The 17,074-nt window shown below is 45.9% G+C and carries 15 protein-coding genes; 8 read left to right on the top strand and 7 right to left on the bottom strand.

Features of this window, described 5'->3' with window-relative positions; all coding sequences use genetic code 11:
* Positions 1-61 precede the first annotated feature (61 nt).
* Both R7H07_RS21460 and R7H07_RS21455 read left to right on the top strand, forming a co-directional pair.
* Positions 62-1,210 carry an AI-2E family transporter gene (locus R7H07_RS21460; protein WP_017634412.1) on the top strand — a complete coding sequence of 383 codons (1,149 nt, stop codon included), beginning with the start codon at positions 62-64 and terminating at the stop codon, positions 1,208-1,210.
* Between the two features lie 216 nt (positions 1,211-1,426).
* On the top strand, positions 1,427-2,098 hold the full coding sequence (locus tag R7H07_RS21455) for a DUF2057 domain-containing protein (protein ID WP_017634411.1): 672 nt from the start codon (positions 1,427-1,429) through the stop codon (positions 2,096-2,098).
* A gap of 58 nt (positions 2,099-2,156) precedes the next feature.
* Here R7H07_RS21455 and R7H07_RS21450 read toward each other — a convergent pair whose 3' ends face one another.
* Positions 2,157-2,603 (bottom strand): RDD family protein, encoded by a 447-nt coding sequence (locus R7H07_RS21450; protein WP_017634410.1) that lies wholly within the window; start codon positions 2,601-2,603, stop codon positions 2,157-2,159.
* 180 nt (positions 2,604-2,783) lie between these two features.
* Positions 2,784-3,548, bottom strand: coding sequence for a ferredoxin--NADP reductase (locus R7H07_RS21445; RefSeq protein ID WP_062730902.1), 765 nt, complete (start codon positions 3,546-3,548; stop codon positions 2,784-2,786).
* A gap of 210 nt (positions 3,549-3,758) precedes the next feature.
* On the opposite strand from R7H07_RS21445, the gene R7H07_RS21440 reads away from it, so the two are divergent.
* A complete protein-coding gene (locus R7H07_RS21440) occupies positions 3,759-4,211 on the top strand; it encodes an acyl-CoA thioesterase (RefSeq protein WP_065275502.1) in 453 nt (150 codons plus the stop codon).
* Between the two features lie 1,581 nt (positions 4,212-5,792).
* On the opposite strand, the gene R7H07_RS21435 is transcribed toward R7H07_RS21440, so the two are convergent.
* On the bottom strand, positions 5,793-6,011 hold the full coding sequence (locus R7H07_RS21435; protein ID WP_005374929.1) for a VF530 family DNA-binding protein: 219 nt from the start codon (positions 6,009-6,011) through the stop codon (positions 5,793-5,795).
* A 132-nt stretch (positions 6,012-6,143) separates the two neighbouring features.
* Between R7H07_RS21435 and R7H07_RS21430 the strand changes: the two genes are divergently transcribed.
* On the top strand, positions 6,144-7,067 hold the full coding sequence (locus R7H07_RS21430; RefSeq protein ID WP_005374928.1) for a LysR family transcriptional regulator: 924 nt from the start codon (positions 6,144-6,146) through the stop codon (positions 7,065-7,067).
* Here R7H07_RS21430 and R7H07_RS21425 read toward each other — a convergent pair.
* Together R7H07_RS21425 and R7H07_RS21420 are read right to left on the bottom strand one after the other, a co-directional pair.
* Positions 7,064-7,354, bottom strand: coding sequence for a putative quinol monooxygenase (locus R7H07_RS21425; RefSeq protein ID WP_005374925.1), 291 nt, complete (start codon positions 7,352-7,354; stop codon positions 7,064-7,066). The genes R7H07_RS21430 and R7H07_RS21425 overlap by 4 nt on opposite strands.
* 69 nt (positions 7,355-7,423) lie before the next feature.
* Entirely contained in the window at positions 7,424-8,077 is a 654-nt protein-coding gene (locus R7H07_RS21420) for an oxygen-insensitive NAD(P)H-dependent nitroreductase NfsB (protein ID WP_005384588.1), read from the bottom strand.
* Between the two features lie 167 nt (positions 8,078-8,244).
* Between R7H07_RS21420 and R7H07_RS21415 the strand changes: the two genes are divergently transcribed.
* Both R7H07_RS21415 and R7H07_RS21410 read left to right on the top strand, forming a co-directional pair.
* Positions 8,245-9,708, top strand: a complete 1,464-nt coding sequence (locus R7H07_RS21415; RefSeq protein WP_170960398.1) for a helix-turn-helix transcriptional regulator — start codon at positions 8,245-8,247, stop codon at positions 9,706-9,708.
* A 129-nt stretch (positions 9,709-9,837) separates the two neighbouring features.
* A complete protein-coding gene (locus R7H07_RS21410) occupies positions 9,838-12,495 on the top strand; it encodes an alpha-amylase family glycosyl hydrolase (protein WP_065275503.1) in 2,658 nt (885 codons plus the stop codon).
* A gap of 84 nt (positions 12,496-12,579) precedes the next feature.
* On the opposite strand, the gene R7H07_RS21405 is transcribed toward R7H07_RS21410, so the two are convergent.
* On the bottom strand, positions 12,580-13,737 hold the full coding sequence (locus R7H07_RS21405; RefSeq protein ID WP_029803147.1) for a D-alanyl-D-alanine carboxypeptidase family protein: 1,158 nt from the start codon (positions 13,735-13,737) through the stop codon (positions 12,580-12,582).
* Between the two features lie 210 nt (positions 13,738-13,947).
* On the opposite strand from R7H07_RS21405, the gene R7H07_RS21400 reads away from it, so the two are divergent.
* Both R7H07_RS21400 and R7H07_RS21395 read left to right on the top strand, forming a co-directional pair.
* Positions 13,948-15,243, top strand: a complete 1,296-nt coding sequence (locus tag R7H07_RS21400) for an alpha/beta fold hydrolase (protein WP_065275504.1) — start codon at positions 13,948-13,950, stop codon at positions 15,241-15,243.
* A gap of 455 nt (positions 15,244-15,698) precedes the next feature.
* Positions 15,699-16,679 (top strand): rhodanese-related sulfurtransferase, encoded by a 981-nt coding sequence (locus tag R7H07_RS21395; protein ID WP_017820145.1) that lies wholly within the window; start codon positions 15,699-15,701, stop codon positions 16,677-16,679.
* Between the two features lie 68 nt (positions 16,680-16,747).
* Here the strand turns inward: R7H07_RS21395 and R7H07_RS21390 are convergent, their stop codons facing one another.
* On the bottom strand, positions 16,748-17,053 hold the full coding sequence (locus R7H07_RS21390; RefSeq protein ID WP_017634442.1) for a DUF6482 family protein: 306 nt from the start codon (positions 17,051-17,053) through the stop codon (positions 16,748-16,750).
* Positions 17,054-17,074: the final 21 nt, after the last annotated feature.

The raw sequence follows: 17,074 nt of genomic DNA, 5'->3' as shown, positions 1-17,074 counted from the left end.
TATATGGCGATTGTTGTTTCAAGTCTCGTCAGTTCTAACATTGATCATCAGGTAAACAAAAATGGATAAACAATCGGTAAAAATCGACAGTAAGCTTTTCATCAGTAATATGGTGGAATCGGCAATACGCATTGGCTTGATCTTTGTCTTGCTGATGTTTACGTACGACATCATCAAACCCTTCATCCTTCCGGTTATTTGGGGCGCTATTATAGCCGTCGCTTTAATGCCGCTTACCCAAAAATTGCAGCGTGTATATGGTGGTCGCAGAGGCCTGGCAGCCACAACCATTGCTTTACTTGGTATTGCCCTCCTTGTCACGCCACTTGTTATGGTATCAGGCTCCATTGTGGATGGTGCAACGCACGCGCTTGAAGTACTACAAAATGGACAAGTGAAAATACCAGGGCCAAAAGCTTCCGTAGCGGATTGGCCTATCGTGGGTGATAAGCTCTACGAAGTGTGGACCCTATTCGCTACTAATCTTGAGCAAGCGATTCAAACCTTTATGCCACAAATAAAGGCAGGACTCACATCTTTACTGGGTACACTGGGGGGCGTATTGGGAAGTTTACTGCTTTCAATCTTGTCACTTGCGATTGCAGCAGGTTTCATGACGTACTCTGAATCTGCGGCATCAGGCTTAAGAACCATCGCGATTCGAACCGCAGGTGAAAACGCAAAAAGCTGGACCACGCTTATCGCAGCGACAATTAAAAGCGTACTGCTTGGCGTAGTCGGTGTAGCGGCGATTCAAGCACTGTTGATCGGTGCTGGTTTCTTCGTATTTGGCGTTCCGGCAGCAGGTTTACTCACACTGCTTCTAATGATCTTATGTATCGCTCAGCTCCCGGCGTTGCTCGCTGTGCTACCTGTGATTGGCTTCATGTACATGACCCAAGACACCTCAACAGCAACCATGTTTACTGTTTGGGTCGTAGTTGCGGCTCTTTCTGAAAACCTGTTCAAACCAATGTTGATGGGACGTGGTGTCGACGTGCCAATGCCTGTGATTCTGCTCGGTGCCATCGGTGGTATGCTTTTCTACGGCATCGTTGGTCTGTTCTTAGGTGCCGTTATCCTAGCAATTTGGTATGAGTTATTTGTTTGGTGGTTGAGCATTGAGAAAGCACAACAGCAAGAAGAAATGGCAGAACAACAAGACGCTTCTGATGACCAATCAGAACCTGGACATGGTGCAGGCATATAATAAATCAATAAGTTAGAAATAAATTTAATCTATAACTTATAGAATCAAACCGCTGAATTTCAGCGGTTTGATTCTATTTGGATCACAGTTTCGTCGTAATAAATGCGATAAAAATGACGTTCTTGTTAAATTTTCATACTTATTACACTTGGGAGTTGCAATCGGGCAATGAACGATGCACTCTCGATGACCACTAATTTGCTTAGGATAAAAACAATGAAATTGATCAAGCCTTTAACTTGTGCGCTTGCTCTCGCAATGAGTGGCATGGCATTCGCAGATGTAACCGTGAGTGTTCCTGACAACGTTTCAGTATTAGCGGCTAACGGTGAAAAAGCAGATCTTTCGGGTGGTTTTTTCGCCTCTGAGAGAACACTGACGTTACCTGATGGCCTTAACCAAGTCGTATTTCGTTTCGCCCCTTACTTCAACCAAGGTAATGACCGTTTAAGTGTTGAAAGCGATGTTATCGTTACACGATTTGACGCGACCAATGCCGAACTCACTCTACAAATGCCAGAATACCGCAACCTACGTGATGCGGAAGAGAAGATCAAAGACTTAGATTGGAAACTGGTTGATGATTCTGGCAACGCAATCGCGGTTGACCAGGACAAGCTGCTCAAACCGGGTATGCAAATCGGTCGTGATTACGTACGTGAAATCGAAGATTACAACCAGGCTGGCGGTGCAGCAGCCGTGGCTTTTGCTGGCGCAGCGACCATGCAGCCAGTCACGCTTCCTGCAAAGGTTCCTGCGGATATGAAGCAAGTGAGAGCAACTGCGGTTAAAGCGGATTCGACAGCTGAAGAGATGCTGCACTTCTGGTACCAAAAAGCAGATGCAGAAACCAAAGCTCGCTTTAAGAAATATGTTAATCAACAGTAAATCTGGTTAACTTTATCGATATTAAAAAGCCACTTCACGTGGCTTTTTTGATCAAAAATTAGGAAACTTGGACAACTTTAGTATTGGCGATCAAGTCATGCAACAAACGTCGCTCCGGATGAAAGAACAACAATGCCAAATTTACCAACGGGATCCCCGGAATGAGCATCTCCAGCAAGTAGCTAATAACAAGCCTTAACCCTGCTGTAACTTTCGTTGCCTTACTATCATTTTTCATTACAACTTTAATACCAATCATGCGCATACCAATGGTTTGCCCATGACTCAATGCATTCCAGTTGATCATTAAAACCGTTGGTAAAGAAAGCAAGTAAAACGCCTGAGTTTCACGAACAAGCGTGAGGTTATCCGCTAAAGAGAGCTGAAAGTCGTTAAGAAAAGAGTTAATACTCAATGCGATGATTAACACGACCACCATCGCAAAGAGCAGGTCGATAAAACCAGCAATGATTCTCTGTTGCTTGCTCGCGATAAAAGCATACATGGACTTCAGTCACCTCAATGTAATTGGTTAAGCGAGAATGACTGGGTGTACAGACGCGCAATGGTGAGCGCAGTTTAGGTATTGCCAACATAATATTCAACTAAGAACATACTAAATCGCGGTCGTATCTCAAAAGTAATCATTACATCTTGAGCATAACCGTATCAATTTAACAAAACGCTACCAGTAACGTTCGTAAATGATATTTCCCCCAGTTTGATGGCGATACTTTTCCAAGCCTAGCTCTTGTAAGACGGGCACGGTATCTTTGATCATTTGTGGATTCCCACACATCATGACAAAGCTACGCTGAGCTGAGAATGGCGCATCAGCGGCGTTGGACAGTAAACCCGATTCGATGAGTTCAGGAATTCGGCCTTGTAATTTACCATCAACCACTTCCCTGCTGACTATCGGTATATACTTTAATCTGCCTTCATATCGTTGCTGAAGCTGTTCAATTAGGTATTTATAAACCAGATCTTTTTCGAAACGAACGGCATGAACCAGCACAATGCGCTCATTGTGAGGCGGTAGGTTTATATCATCCAGCAGCGATAAAAACGGTCCAATCCCCGTACCTGTAGATAGCAGCCACAGGTCATGAGCCTGTTTAGGAATAGAATCATGGGTTAAATCGCCATGTGCAGTGGCACCGACATAAATACTATCACCAGATTTAAGCTTTTGGAGCCGTGGAGAAAGTTGTCCTTGAGGGTCGGCTACTATTAGAAATTCCAACCAATCGAATTGCTCGCTTGGCGCATTAACCACGGAGTAAGCACGGCTGATCGGCTTACCTTCATCATCAAGCAAAGCAAGCTTGGTGAATTGGCCAGCTTTAAAGGAAAGAGGCGCGCCAGATATTCTCAAACTGAACAGCTCACCTGTCCAATCAATGCGTTTCTCAACTCTTGCGAGGTTGAAACCTTTGAGTTCAATCATGAGACACCTCCTATCTGGTTACTCTTAGTTAAACTTACGCCTTCAACTCGATTATGTAAAGTTTCTAGTTTACATAATCAAACCACCATTTCATTTCACATTTTAAAAACAATTTTATTACATATTAAATGATTACATCTAGAATAAATGCTCAAAGTGATAAGTCGCGTCGCAATTTGTGGCAAAGCAGATGAAAAAGGAGCAATAAAAATGGACACACTGTTAAAGGACTTTCCCGTTATCACAGAGATAAAAGTCGCATGGGGTGAAATGGATGCTCTGCAACATGTTAATAACGTGGTCTATTTTCGCTACTTCGAGACGGCGCGTTTAGATTACTTCAACAAAATTAACCTGCTGGTCGACCTGCAGACCTCGCAAATTGGGCCAGTACTGAGCGAGACTCAATGCCTCTACAAATTGCCTGTTACTTACCCAGACACGCTATTAGTCGGTTCTCGCGTAATCGACATGCAAGAAGATCGCATCACAATGGAGTACCAAGTGCTGAGTAAGAAGTGGGGTAAAATTGCGACCATCGCGACCGCCACTGGTGTGATGTTTGATTTTAAGAACAACGTTAAAGCTGCGATTCCAGACTACGTTCGCCAGTCGATTTTAGATTTGGAAGGAACTGTGGGTAGCACGCATCATTTAGAGTAGCAAGAAATGAGAGATTAAAGGCGAGGTTCCCGACAGCGCTCCTTCATCGCTATCGGGAATGATGCTGAGATACCATTCCAACTTGCGCAATAAGAAAACTAGAGTCATTCTAATGAGCCTAAGTGAATCATTCGAAACCTCGCTAAACGTAACAGCAGCGCGACTCTCACAGCCTACGCGATAAGAAAGCTACGTCATTCTAGCGAGCCATAGCGAGACTAAGAATCTACTTACCGCTTGCTGCAGACCATAAAGCCATGAATAAACTAAATACAATCTGAGAGTAGATTCTGAATCACGCTCGTTCCTCGCGGTTTAGAATGACGGTTCGAGATTGGCTCTGATCTCTACAAAACCATCCCAAAAAGCGATTCCAGAAGAACCTAAGTGAGTCACTCGGAATCTCGCTTTAGACGTATCAGTAGAGCGACTCTTCCAGCCTACGCGATAAGAAAAGCACGTCATTCTAGCGAGCCAAAGTGAGACTAAGAATCTACCTACCGCTTGCTGCAGACCATAAAGCCATGAATAAACTCAATACAATCTGAGAGTAGATTCTGAATCACGCTCGTTCCTCGCGGTTCAGAATGACGGTTCGAGTTTGGCTCTGATCTCTACAAAACCATCTAAAAAGCGATTCCAGAAGAACCTATGTGACCATCCGGAATTTCGCTTTAGACGTAACAGTAGAGCGACTCTTTCAGCCTACGCGATAAGAAAAGCTACGTCATTCTAACGAGCCAAAGCGAGACTAAGAATCTACTTACCGCTTGCTGCAGACCATAGAACCATGAATAAACTCAATACAATCTGAGGGTAAATTCTGAATCACGCTCGTTCCTCTCGGTTCAGAATAACAGTTCGAGTTTGGCTCTGAGCTCTACAAAACCATCTAAAAAAGCGATTCCAGACAAGCCTAAGTGACCATCCGAAATCTCGCTTGAGACGCATCAGCAGCGCGACTCTTCCAGCCTACGCGATAAGAATTCTAGCGAGCCATAGCGAGACTAAGAATCTACCTTACCGCTTGCTGCAGGCCATAGAGCTATGAATAAACTCAATACAATCTGAGGGTAGATTCTGAATCACGCTCGTTCCTCGCGGTTCAGAATGACAGTTCGAGTTTGGCTATGACCTCTACAAAACCATCTAAAAAAGCGATTCCAGATAAACCTATGTGACCATCCGGAATCTCGCTTTAGACGCATCAGTAGAGCGACTCTTCTAGCCTACGCGATAAGAAAAGCTGCGTCATTCTAGCGAGCCAAAGTGAGACTAAGAATCTACTTGCCGCTTGCTACAGACCATAGAGCCATGAATAAACTCAATACAATCTGAGGGTAAATTCTGAATCACGCTCGTTCCTCTCGGTTCAGAATAACAGTTCGAGTTTGGCTATGACCTCTACAAAACCATCTAAAAAAGCGATTCCAGATAAGCCTAAGTGACCATCCGGAAAATCACTTTGGACGTATCAGTGGAGCGACTCTTCCAACCTACGCGATAAGAAAAGCTGCGTCATTCTAGCGAGCCAAAGCGAGACTAAGAATCTACTTACCGCTGCTGCAGACCATAGAGCGGTTAGCAGAATGTCTCAATATACAGCGCTTCGACTTTGTCCCGCGCCCATTGCGTTTTGCGCAGGAACTTCAGCGACGATTTGATTGAAGGATCTTTCTTGAAACAGTTCACACGAACGCGCTCATACATGCCATTCCAACCAAAGTGTTCAACTAGTCGGGTGACGATTTTCTCTAAACTCAACCCGTGAAGTGGGTTATTCGGCTGCTGTTGGCTCATGCTATTGATCCGGTAAAATGAAGTTGCGCGCTAATCTAACTCAAACTCGCCGTGCAACCTAATGTTTTAACCTTGAATTGGCCTACGACTCTCCCCTATAGTAGCCCAAACTTCTTAAAAGCCCTTTTCATTATGAAAGCCCTCAACGACCTCAATATTTTTGTCGAAACCGCGCGCCAAGGCAGCTTTTCAAAAGCCGCTAACAGTATGGACATGACACCTGCCGCCATTAGCGCATCGATTAAGCGTCTTGAAGGGCAAATCGGTTTCCCGTTGTTTGTGCGTTCCACCCGAAGCCTGCGTTTAACCTCAGAGGGCGAACTGTTTTTAGACAAAACCACGCAAGCGTTGGCAACATTGCAAGAGGGGTTGGATCAGATCTCAAGTGCGCGCGGGGAGTTGTCTGGTCAGCTGCACATTACTGCACCCTCCGATTTTGGTCGCAATATGTTGCTCGATTGGGTGGATGAGTTCATCGATCTCTACCCAAATGTTTCCATCAAACTAGAGCTGTCCGATAGCTTGACGGATATGTACACAAAGCCTGTCGATATTGCGATTCGCTACGGCGAACCGGCCGACTCCAATCTGGTCGTATTGGCATTGTGTGGGTCAAACGAACGGATATTATGTGCATCGCCAGAGTACGTAGCTACACATCCAGAACTCGCCTCTCCTGCCGATTTAACGCAACACAACTGCTTGTGCTACATGGTCGCGGATTCGGTCTACAACAAATGGACGCTCACTCGTGGCAGCGAGAAAGAACAAATCGTGGTCAGCGGTAACTTGTTGAGCAACGATAGTGACTTGCCACACCGGTTAGCGATCAAAGGCAAAGGCATTGCGAATAAATCATTGATGGACATTAGCCGAGACTTAATCGAGGGAAGATTGGTGCGAGTGTTACCAGAATGGGATTGCGGCCCAGTGCCGCTCTACATGGTATGTGCCGATCGTCGATTATTGACGCCAACGATTCGGACTTTCCGCGACTTTATCCAACAAAAATGCTGCCAGCAACGCGCCAACGTGCTGGCAACCTTCTGTCATTAGGCGATAAATCGAAGAGGACGAATCTGGGTATATTCAACCCAATCATTCTCTTCCAATGTTTCAAGAAACGTCGCCATATGCGGGCTTTGCAAATGCTTATCCAAGGCCTCTTGCGACGCCCAGATTTCTTGGAACATAAATAGGCCATCAACTTTTTCGTCGAGATACAACTCGTATTGGCAACAGCCTTCTTCTTTACGAGTTGGCTCTAGTAAACCAGCAAGCAAATTCACCACCTGATCCTTACTATCTGGATAGGCTTTCACTTCTGCGACTAAGTGGATCATCGTTTTATCACTCTTTTGCGATTTATATATTGATTACGGGGTTCTACGTCACCTGTAAGTAAGCTCGAATTAGATCTCGGTGAATACGGTTTCTGCGTCCCAGCGAGACTTTGGCGTTTTCGCGTTGAAGTCATCTTCCGCGTGGTAGCCAAGCGGCACGATCACAACACTGGTATAACCTTTTTCACGCAAGCCAAATTCTTCATCCAGCACTTTTGGATCAAACCCTTCAATTGGTACTGCATCAATTTCTAGCGTCGAAGCACCCAACAGCAACGTACCCACGTTGAGGTAAACTTGTTTCTCCATCCAATGGTTTGCATCTTTCAGATCAAAACGGTGCATGTTCACAAAGTAGCTACGACCACCGCGCACAGCCGCTTTCGCTTCTTCAGTTGGGAATCGACCATCTTTTTCTTCTTGCACCATTAGCGCTTCAATGTAGTCGTTATCGATGCCTGTTTTTGCACAAAACACCAATACGTGAGATGCGTTGAGAATCTTCGCCGCGTTAAACGCGTAATTCTCTTGCGCCGCTTTAGCGATGCGCTGTTTGCCTTCTTCTGTGCTTGCCAGAATGAAATGCCAAGGCTGGGAGTTCACACTCGATGGACTAAAACGAATCAGCTCTTTAACTGCATCGATTTTTTCTTGAGATAGCTTGCGCGTTGGGTCAAACACTTTCGTTGAGTAACGAGATTTTGCAGCTTGTACGATATCCATGAGGCTCTCCAATTAATGAGTTTAAGCTGAGTAACAGCATAACCTCATGAGATAAAGGGAAAAACCGATTTCGATTAAAAACATTTTCAAAATAAATTTGAAAATAAAACGATAAGAAAGGCTTTGAGCGTTCTCACTGGACTTCTTCATCTTTTCGGCAATAATGCATGTTTGCTCGCAACCAAACTCAACTCATGCTGCCTCAAGATAACGTTATTACATCCTTTCTGTGCAAAAAGCTCGGTCACAATCACCTTCGAATTGCCGGCGAATATTGGCACATTGAGAAGTTGGTGGCCTTGCAATGCATGATGTTGAAAGAAGCGCCTAACCTCCAAGAAGGGCTGCTTTGGTGGAGTAAAAGTGTCTCATTATTCGACCGCCGTTTGTACGTCACATTGCAGCATGGTGATGCCCAAATCCATCTGCAAGTCGAATGTAGAACGGGCGATATGCCAAATTGGGCGGAGTCGGTGTTTGGCTTGCTCAAAATGCAGTTGGAAATGCTTGAGTTAAGCGAATCAATACAGGTACAAGTTCACGCCAACAATCCACTCGCGGCCAATATTTTTCTAGTGGAAACGCGAGATTCTAAAACGAGTTCAAGCGTGTTTGAACTGGTGAAACATGTTTATTTGCTGCTTTCTCACCAACCAATTGAACAGCCAGAATTGCTGAGTGTTTTGAACGCCTTGTTCATCAAAAACAGTAATTACGCGCTCAAGTTAGAGCAAGCGGCAAGGCAACTGGGCGTCTCCAAACGCACCTTGCAACGTCGACTGCAAGAAAAGCAAATGAGCTACTCTCAATGCGTTGATTTCGCTAAAAGAAAGCAAGCACTCACTTTGCTTGCCGACACCCAACTCACAACGCAGCAAATCGCATATCAACTCGGTTATGAAGAACCATCGAACTTTCACCGCACTTTTCGCCGTTGGTATCCGTTTTCACCCATGCAGTATCGCCAACAATGTTTGGATAACCGAACTCAGCTAAATCAGCAACCGATCCGCTTGTACTACGCCAAAGCGAATACTTTAGCCGATCACGACATTGACCAACCCGTCGGTAGAATCTGGATGGAAGTAGATAATATTGCGTTTGAAAAAGTGGTCTCAGTTGAGTGTCGAGACCGTGATGGTGCATGGCGGCGCTATCCCGCCTTCTTCGAGCGCTTTTTAAGTCATGGCATCGAACTCTGGGCAACGACCGAACTTCCGGTAGCGCACCCCCTTACCTTTCGCCTTTGTTATGAAGTCGATGGGGAACGTTACATTGAGAATAACCACCAGCGTGATTACGTGGTTTCTAAGGGGCTTTTAATTGGCGCAACGGAATACATTGTCCCGACTCGGCAGCTTATTAATATTGGGGCGCAATACACGCTCTTTGTCGAACTGGCATGCCGACTTGAAAACGTTGCGAGGATTGACTGTTACGTCGATGATGCCCCTACACCTCACGTAATGCGCTTGACCCAACACTCGCTACATTATGCTTGTTGGGTGCTGCAATTATCGCTCACTCAAACTGCAAAGCAGTGCCGTTTCCGCCTTTATGATGAATCCGACAACGAGCTCGCGAAAGAGCATTACCCGATACAATATCCTATTGTGCAACCTCTCAATTAAAACTGTCGGTCAGATCAAAATCGTCTCTTCGTGACATCATATCACGTCTTTTTTGGCGTGAAATGACACTCTCAATTTCAAACCTTTGCTTTATCGTTTCTGCATTGCTGCATAACGGAGGCAAAGACCGTGTTTGAAACTCTACCTAACTCAATGAATAAAATAAAAATACTTCCTTTATCGATCGCTCTAGCTCTTTCTGGCTGTGGAAGCGACGAAACCGCACCAGTCGATACAGGCAGCCACGTGGCATCTCCTGATTGGCAAGATCAAATCATTTACTTCCTGATGATCGACCGTTTTAACGACGGCGACAGCGCTCTTAATGATCAAGGGCAAAACGAATTCGATCCGACTTCGGATAAAAAGTTCAGCGGCGGCGACCTCGTTGGCGTGAGTGATAAGTTAAGCTACATCGAAACTCTCGGTGCCACATCGATCTGGATTACTCCGCCAGTGGCAAACCAATGGTGGGATGCAGAACAAAACTATGGTGGCTACCACGGTTACTGGGCGCGTGACTTCCAAAAAGTGGATGAGCACTTTGGTGACATGGAAAGCTACCAAGCGTTAGCGCGAGAAGTGCACGCTCGTAACATGTTCTTGATTCAAGACATCGTGACCAACCACGTAGGTAACTTCTTCACTTACGATGACCCATACAATTACGATCCTAGCCTACCTTGCCAAGGTTTCCGTTTGATTGAAAATGCGCTACCAGCAGGACAAGAACTGCCTTACCCGCTCAACAAGAATGAGTGTAAAGAAGATGGCACAGGCAGCTACCACTGGACGCCAAGCATCACCGACCACAACGATCCGGTACAAGAAAAAACCTGGCAGCTCTCTGATTTGGATGACCTTAATACGTCCGATCCTGAAGTACGCGCTTATCTAAAAGAGAGCTACCGAAAATGGATTCGCGAAGTCGGCGTCGACGGATTCCGTATCGATACGGTGAAGTTTGTTGAGCACGATTTCTGGAACGACTTCCTGCACGCCGACGATGGTGTGATGACTCAAGCGGTTGATACTGGTCGCGATAACTTCCTGACCTTTGGTGAAGTCTTCGAAACATCTACGCCTTACAACACAGAAGGCGAAGAGAAGATGCTGACTTACATCGGCGAAAGCGGCTCGCCGGAGCAGTTAACCTCGGTACTGAACTTCCCATTGCAAGCGACCATGACGCGCGTATTTGCAGCAGGGCAACCGACCGATTACTTACGCTTCCGTCTTGAGAAAATGATGGAGATGTTCCCAAATCCATACATCATGCCGAACTTCATTGATAACCACGATATGCCGCGTTTTCTATCGCAAGGCAGTGTCAACGATATGAAGCAAGCTCTGATCACCATGATGAGCGTACCCGGTATTCCTGTGATTTACCAAGGTACAGAGCAAGCGATGCCAGCAGCGCGCGATGCGATGTTTGCTGGCGGTTACCGTGAAGACGGCGACTGCGTAGATTCATTCGACCAAAACAGCGAGATGTACTTGTTCATCCAAGAGCTTGCTAAGTTACGTACCGAAAACAAAGTCATGACACGCGGCGAAATGAAAGTCATTGGCAGCGATAAAGCTGGTGCAGGTGTGTTCGCCTTTACCCGCACTTTGGATAACGACGAAGTCTTAGTGGTAATGAACACATCTAACTCTCCAATGTTGATGAACCAACTCGATGTAGAACAAGTTGGTGGCACCGTCTTCAAACAACAAATCATGTCGAACTGGGTAGACGCTCCAGAGCAGTTAATCGCAGATGAAAACGGTCACGTAACCCTTGAGCTACCAGCCAAATCTGCCGTGATTTACTCAAAAACTAACGATACCCAATCGGTAGATACCCCAGACCTCAACATACAACTGGCGCAGGATTGGGAAGGAAAAACCATCACTGGTGATATTGTTATCGCGGGTAGTGCGAACGCCAACGAGAAGTTGAACCTTGTCGTCGATGGTAACTTAGAAACAGCGCAAGCCATTACTGCAGGCGCTGATGGTCAGTTTAGTGTCACGCTGTCGACTCGTCACTTTGCAATTGGCGAACAACAACACCGCTTCGCGATTTATTCTACTGAGAAAAAAGCTGGCATTGAAGATGTAAACTTTGTGTCGGACTTAAGCTGGTCAAACACGCCAGACGACACTATTGATGACGCAGGCGATGCGCAAGATGGCATGGGCGGTCCTAACGGTAACTACTCGCTACCAACGGATCCAACGTTCGATAAAGATAACAGCCAACTCGCAATCAACAAAGCTGAGGTATTTACCGTCGGCAGTAACGTGCGCTTGACCTTCACTATGGACAAGATCACCGATACTTGGTTGCCACCAAACGGCTTTGACCACGTTGGTTTCACCATCTTCATTGATTTACCGGAAGAAGCCGCAACCAACTTGTCTGAGCTACCGAAGATCAACGCTTCTATGCCAAACGGAACCTGGAGTCGCAATGCGGTTGTTTTTGGCTGGCAAAGCTCGATTTACAGCACCAAAGGAGCAAATGCGACGACATGGGGAGAAGCCGTAACTCCAGCACCAACAGTGACAGTAGACAAAGCCAACAACACCATTTCTATGGACTTTGCTAGCGATGCATTAGGCCGCCCAGAGTCGCTCGATGGAATCCGATTCTATGTCTCGACTTGGGACTTAGACGGCCTTTCAGCAACTTACCGTCCGCTAGAGCAAGACAAAGGCCCTTGGAACTTCTCCGGTGGCGCATCGGATGAAAGTAAGATTTGGGACGATTTACCAATCATCACCTTGTCGGAATAAACCGTTAAATAAAACACCGCCCAGCGTTTAGCTGGGCGGTCATCAACAAAAGAATGCAGAAAGAAACTTCTGCTCGTTTTTATTCTAGCTAAAGAATGATTTCACCCACAGCACCAAACTGTCCCAAAGCTGACCAAACCACGAGCCCTCTTCTACCGCTTGGCTGCTGACCAAGGGATAACTCGCCACGGTACTGTCATCGCTTTTCCAAACGACCTTACCAATCTCATCTCCTTGCGCGATCGGCGCAATCAACGGTTCATTTAACACCACACTCTTATCAAGCCCAGCCGTCATTGAACGAGGCAGAGTGAGATAGGCATCTTTAGCAAAGATCGCCTCAACTTGATTAGCATTTCCCTTCCAAACGCGAACTTTAGACTCAACTTCCCCCTGTTTAGCAACTTGCTTGGTGTCATAAAAGCGAAAACCATAGCTGAGTAGATTCTTCGATTGGCTGATCCGAGCCTGTTTACTTGGCGTACCCATCACCACCGAGATAAGGCGCATTCTTCCTTCTTTGGCCGAGCTCACCAAGCTGTATCCGGCATTGCTGGTGTAGCCGGTTTTTCCCCCGTCGACATCAATGGAATTGTCCCACAACAACTTATTGCGGTTGTACTGCGTAATGTCGTTCCACTTGAAGACTTTCTCACTGTATAGCGCGTACACATCAGGAACATCGCTGATGATCGACTGCATGAGTCTTGCCATATCGGTTGGTGAGGTTTGGATGCCATCACTATCAAGACCATGGGAGTTCACAAAATAGGTGTCTTGCAGTCCTAATTTCTCCGCCCAACCATTCATCAAGGCGACAAAGCCGCGTTCACTGCCTGCAACATGCTCAGCCAGTGCAACGCACGCGTCATTTCCTGATTGGATGATCACGCCGCGCATTAAGTTCGCAACACTAATTTCATCTTTCGGTTTGATGAACATTTTAGAAGAACCGGGAAACTTGGCCGACCACGCGTTTTCACTCACGGTGACAACATCATCCCATTTCAAACGCCCCGCTTTGATTTCTTGTCCAACTACATAAGCGGTCATCAACTTGGTTAAACTCGCCGGAGCAAGCCCTGCTCGCCCGTTATGCTCGGCAATAATGGCACCGGATTGAAAGTCCATTAATACGTAGCCTTTTGCCTGTAACTGAGGTGGGTTGGGCGTAACAACGGCAAAAGTAGGTACGCTTATTAAACAAGTCACAATTGTCCATCGAGCCAGTGACACTTTCATCCGACTTCCTCCATGCTCTTACTTTGTCGCAACTCTATTGAGCATAGCTCACTCAACCAGTTGCACCAGTCGCTAATCGTTTCATTTTCTTGAACTTACATTGATTTGATCAAGGTATAGAACTGAAGAGGCAATTGGGAAATAGCATTGGTTCTTCATGCCATTCGCAGTAAAGTAGCGCTACCCCTCAATAAGGAAATAAAGATAACAATGAACGCTCAATCATTTATCGACGCAGGATTGCATTACACTCCCCACAGTTTTACCGTTCCTCTGGATTACCAAGACGCGAGCAAAGACACCATTGAAGTCTTCGCCCGTGCGGTTTGCCTAGTTGGCGATGAAGAATCGACCAAACCTTGGTTGGTTTACTTTCAGGGCGGACCTGGCTTTCCCTCTCCGCGTCAAAACGGCAATAACGGCTGGGTAAAACGCGCCCTGCAAGAGTACCGAGTTTTGCTTCTCGACCAGCGCGGTACGGGCAACAGCAGCGTAATTAATCACCAGACGCTTGCTCACCTCACGCCAGCGCAACAAGCAGACTACTTGAGCCACTTCCGAGCGGATAACATCGTGCGCGACGCGGAATACATTCGTGAGCAATTTGGCGTCGAAAAATGGGCGATCTTAGGTCAAAGCTTTGGTGGTTTTTGCTCCCTCACCTATTTGTCTTTGTTCCCAGACAGCTTGCTACAAAGCTACATCACAGGTGGCGTGCCATCAGTCTCGCGTCATACCGACGATGTGTATGAAGCCACTTTCAAACGCACCATGGAGAAAAACCAAGCGTTCTTCCAACAATTTCCCAATGCACAGCAACTTTGCCAAAACATTGCGAATCACTTGCTAGAAAATGAAGAGTACCTACCAAATGGTCAACGCTTCACGGTGGAACAATTTCAACAAATCGGCATCAACTTTGGTGTGAGTGATACTTTCTTACCAACTTACTATTGGCTAGAAAGCGCGTTGATTGAAGTGAACGGCAAACCACAACTTCGTTATGAGTTCTTAAACGATATGTTGGCGCAGCAAAACTTCCAAACCAACCCGATCTACGCCATTTTGCATGAATCGATTTACTGTCAAAGCTTCGCGTCGAATTGGAGTGCGCACCGCGTTCGCCAAACCCGATCAGAGTTTAATTATGAATCTGGCAAGCCATTTTACTTTACGGGGGAAATGGTCTTCCCATGGATGTTCGACCAATACGTTAACCTCAAACCACTAAAAGACGCCGCAGAAATATTGGCAGCGAAAAAAGATTGGACTGCGCTGTACGATCAAACACAACTGGCTCAGAACAAAGTGCCGGTCAGTTGCGCCGTTTACGCCGATGATATGTTTGTTGAAATGGATATCAGCCGAGAGACGCTCGCGTTAATCCCAAATTCAAAAGCGTGGATCACCAACGAGTACGAGCACAACGGTTTGCGTGCCGACGGTGAACGCATTCTCGACAGGCTCATTGCCATGGGTAAACAGACCGCAGCTGCGTTGAAATAAGCAGGACAGACGTTAGAAATACGCCTTTTTAGTATTTGATGAAAAGGCGTTTATAGCGGTTTATGAACAATGGCGATCAGTCATTCACTCTTTGTCCCTAAACCTTTATCCCTCACCACCTCATGTATAAAACTGCGACATGTCCTTTCCTTGTCAATGACTCCGGTGATTACTTGGTGCTTCTTGCGCCTAACTTTTTTGAAGGGCCCAAAACGGCATAAATTTAAACCAAAAGTATCGGCTCCAACCTACCTAACCCACTATAATTAATGATTATAATTTGAACACATAGCGGCTTCACCTGCGGACATGCTCCCCCTACCAAAGACCGCCAGGCCCCGCCTACTCATAATATCCGTATAATTTGTCCGTATTTCCGACTAGTTTAGTCAGGTATACTTCGTGCCGCTAAAATTTTAAGGTCGTTGACCACCTGTATTTTTAAAGGAAACCTCATGAGTCAGTATGTAGTTTGTGCGCTGTACAAGTTTGTTGAGCTGAATAACTATCAAGAGCTACGCGAGCCATTACTTGCGTTGATGGAAAAACACCATATTCGCGGAACATTACTACTGGCAAGTGAAGGTATCAACGGTACTGTTGCATCTGATCGTGCAGGTATTGATACGCTACTGGAGTGGCTAAACAACGAACCTCGTTTGACTGGCACCGTATACAAAGAGTCGTATTCTGAGACCCAGCCATTCAATCGCACCAAAGTGAAATTGAAAAAAGAGATCGTAACATTAGGTGTTGAAGGTATAGACCCTCGCCACGTAGTGGGTACTTACGTGAAACCTCAAGAGTGGAACGATCTTATTGCTGATCCTGAAGTGTTTGTTGTCGATACACGTAATGATTACGAAATCGAGATCGGGACATTCAAAGGCGCTGTAAACCCAAATACTGAAACCTTTCGTGAATTCCCAGACTATGTAAAAGAAAACATGGACCCGGCAAAACACAAGAAAGTTGCGATGTTCTGTACCGGTGGTATCCGCTGCGAAAAATCAACGGCTTACATGAAAGAACAGGGCTTTGATGAGGTCTACCACCTAGAAGGCGGCATTCTTAAATATCTTGAAGAAGTTCCTCAAGAAGAGAGCATGTGGGAAGGCGATTGTTACGTATTTGACGGTCGTGTTGCCGTGAACCACCAGCTAGAAAAAGCAGATTACGATTTATGTAACGCTTGTCGTCTACCGATCACTGAAGAAGACAAACAGTCAGAATTGTTCGAGCAAGGCGTGAGCTGTCCAAAATGTCACGGCAAACACTCAGAAGAACAAATTGCTCGATTCCGCGAGCGTGAAAAACAAATTGTTCTTGCAGAGCAGCGAGGCGAGCAGCATGTTGGTGGTGAAAGTGCCAAGCAAAGAGAAGCTCGACGTGCCGCTAAGTACGCGCAAAAAGAAGCGCAGCGTAAACAAGACTAAGCCTAACTCTCCTTATATTTAGCGAGCTGCCGTAAGGTGGCTCGCTTTTACTGCGCACCAATACTCTTTCAATACAATTTTGTATCCCTCACCAATACCTCTAGTTGATTGTCTCTTTTACCTTCGGGTAGCCCCACCATTTCATCATAAGCACTTTGATGCACTAAGACCTGCTTATTTGCTTTGATATTCCTGCACTTCTTTTGCATCTCGATCAGGGAATGAGCCCTCAAAAAGATACCGTTGTCATCAGTGATAAATTGCGCTTCTCCATCAATCACAACAGATGCCTGATACAATGCGAGATCAAGCGAATGAATGACCAATTTGTCCACATAGAAGTATTTTTGTAACTTACTCAATGCTATTGCCATGTGTCACCTCCCTAAAAGTTA

The organism is Vibrio sp. Vb1127, from assembly GCF_033338735.1.
In the GTDB taxonomy this organism is placed as follows: Bacteria; Pseudomonadota; Gammaproteobacteria; order Enterobacterales; family Vibrionaceae; genus Vibrio; species Vibrio alginolyticus.
This window is presented reverse-complemented; position numbering and strand designations above follow the sequence as displayed.

Coding starts and splice junctions, on each gene's coding strand:
- R7H07_RS21460 (WP_017634412.1), top strand. CDS start 62: ATGGATAAACAATCGGTAAAAATCGACAGTAAGCTTTTCATCAGTAAT.
- R7H07_RS21455 (WP_017634411.1), top strand. CDS start 1,427: ATGAAATTGATCAAGCCTTTAACTTGTGCGCTTGCTCTCGCAATGAGT.
- R7H07_RS21450 (WP_017634410.1), bottom strand. CDS start 2,603: ATGTATGCTTTTATCGCGAGCAAGCAACAGAGAATCATTGCTGGTTTT.
- R7H07_RS21445 (WP_062730902.1), bottom strand. CDS start 3,548: ATGATTGAACTCAAAGGTTTCAACCTCGCAAGAGTTGAGAAACGCATT.
- R7H07_RS21440 (WP_065275502.1), top strand. CDS start 3,759: ATGGACACACTGTTAAAGGACTTTCCCGTTATCACAGAGATAAAAGTC.
- R7H07_RS21435 (WP_005374929.1), bottom strand. CDS start 6,011: ATGAGCCAACAGCAGCCGAATAACCCACTTCACGGGTTGAGTTTAGAG.
- R7H07_RS21430 (WP_005374928.1), top strand. CDS start 6,144: ATGAAAGCCCTCAACGACCTCAATATTTTTGTCGAAACCGCGCGCCAA.
- R7H07_RS21425 (WP_005374925.1), bottom strand. CDS start 7,354: ATGATCCACTTAGTCGCAGAAGTGAAAGCCTATCCAGATAGTAAGGAT.
- R7H07_RS21420 (WP_005384588.1), bottom strand. CDS start 8,077: ATGGATATCGTACAAGCTGCAAAATCTCGTTACTCAACGAAAGTGTTT.
- R7H07_RS21415 (WP_170960398.1), top strand. CDS start 8,245: ATGTTTGCTCGCAACCAAACTCAACTCATGCTGCCTCAAGATAACGTT.
- R7H07_RS21405 (WP_029803147.1), bottom strand. CDS start 13,737: ATGAAAGTGTCACTGGCTCGATGGACAATTGTGACTTGTTTAATAAGC.
- R7H07_RS21400 (WP_065275504.1), top strand. CDS start 13,948: ATGAACGCTCAATCATTTATCGACGCAGGATTGCATTACACTCCCCAC.
- R7H07_RS21395 (WP_017820145.1), top strand. CDS start 15,699: ATGAGTCAGTATGTAGTTTGTGCGCTGTACAAGTTTGTTGAGCTGAAT.
- R7H07_RS21390 (WP_017634442.1), bottom strand. CDS start 17,053: ATGGCAATAGCATTGAGTAAGTTACAAAAATACTTCTATGTGGACAAA.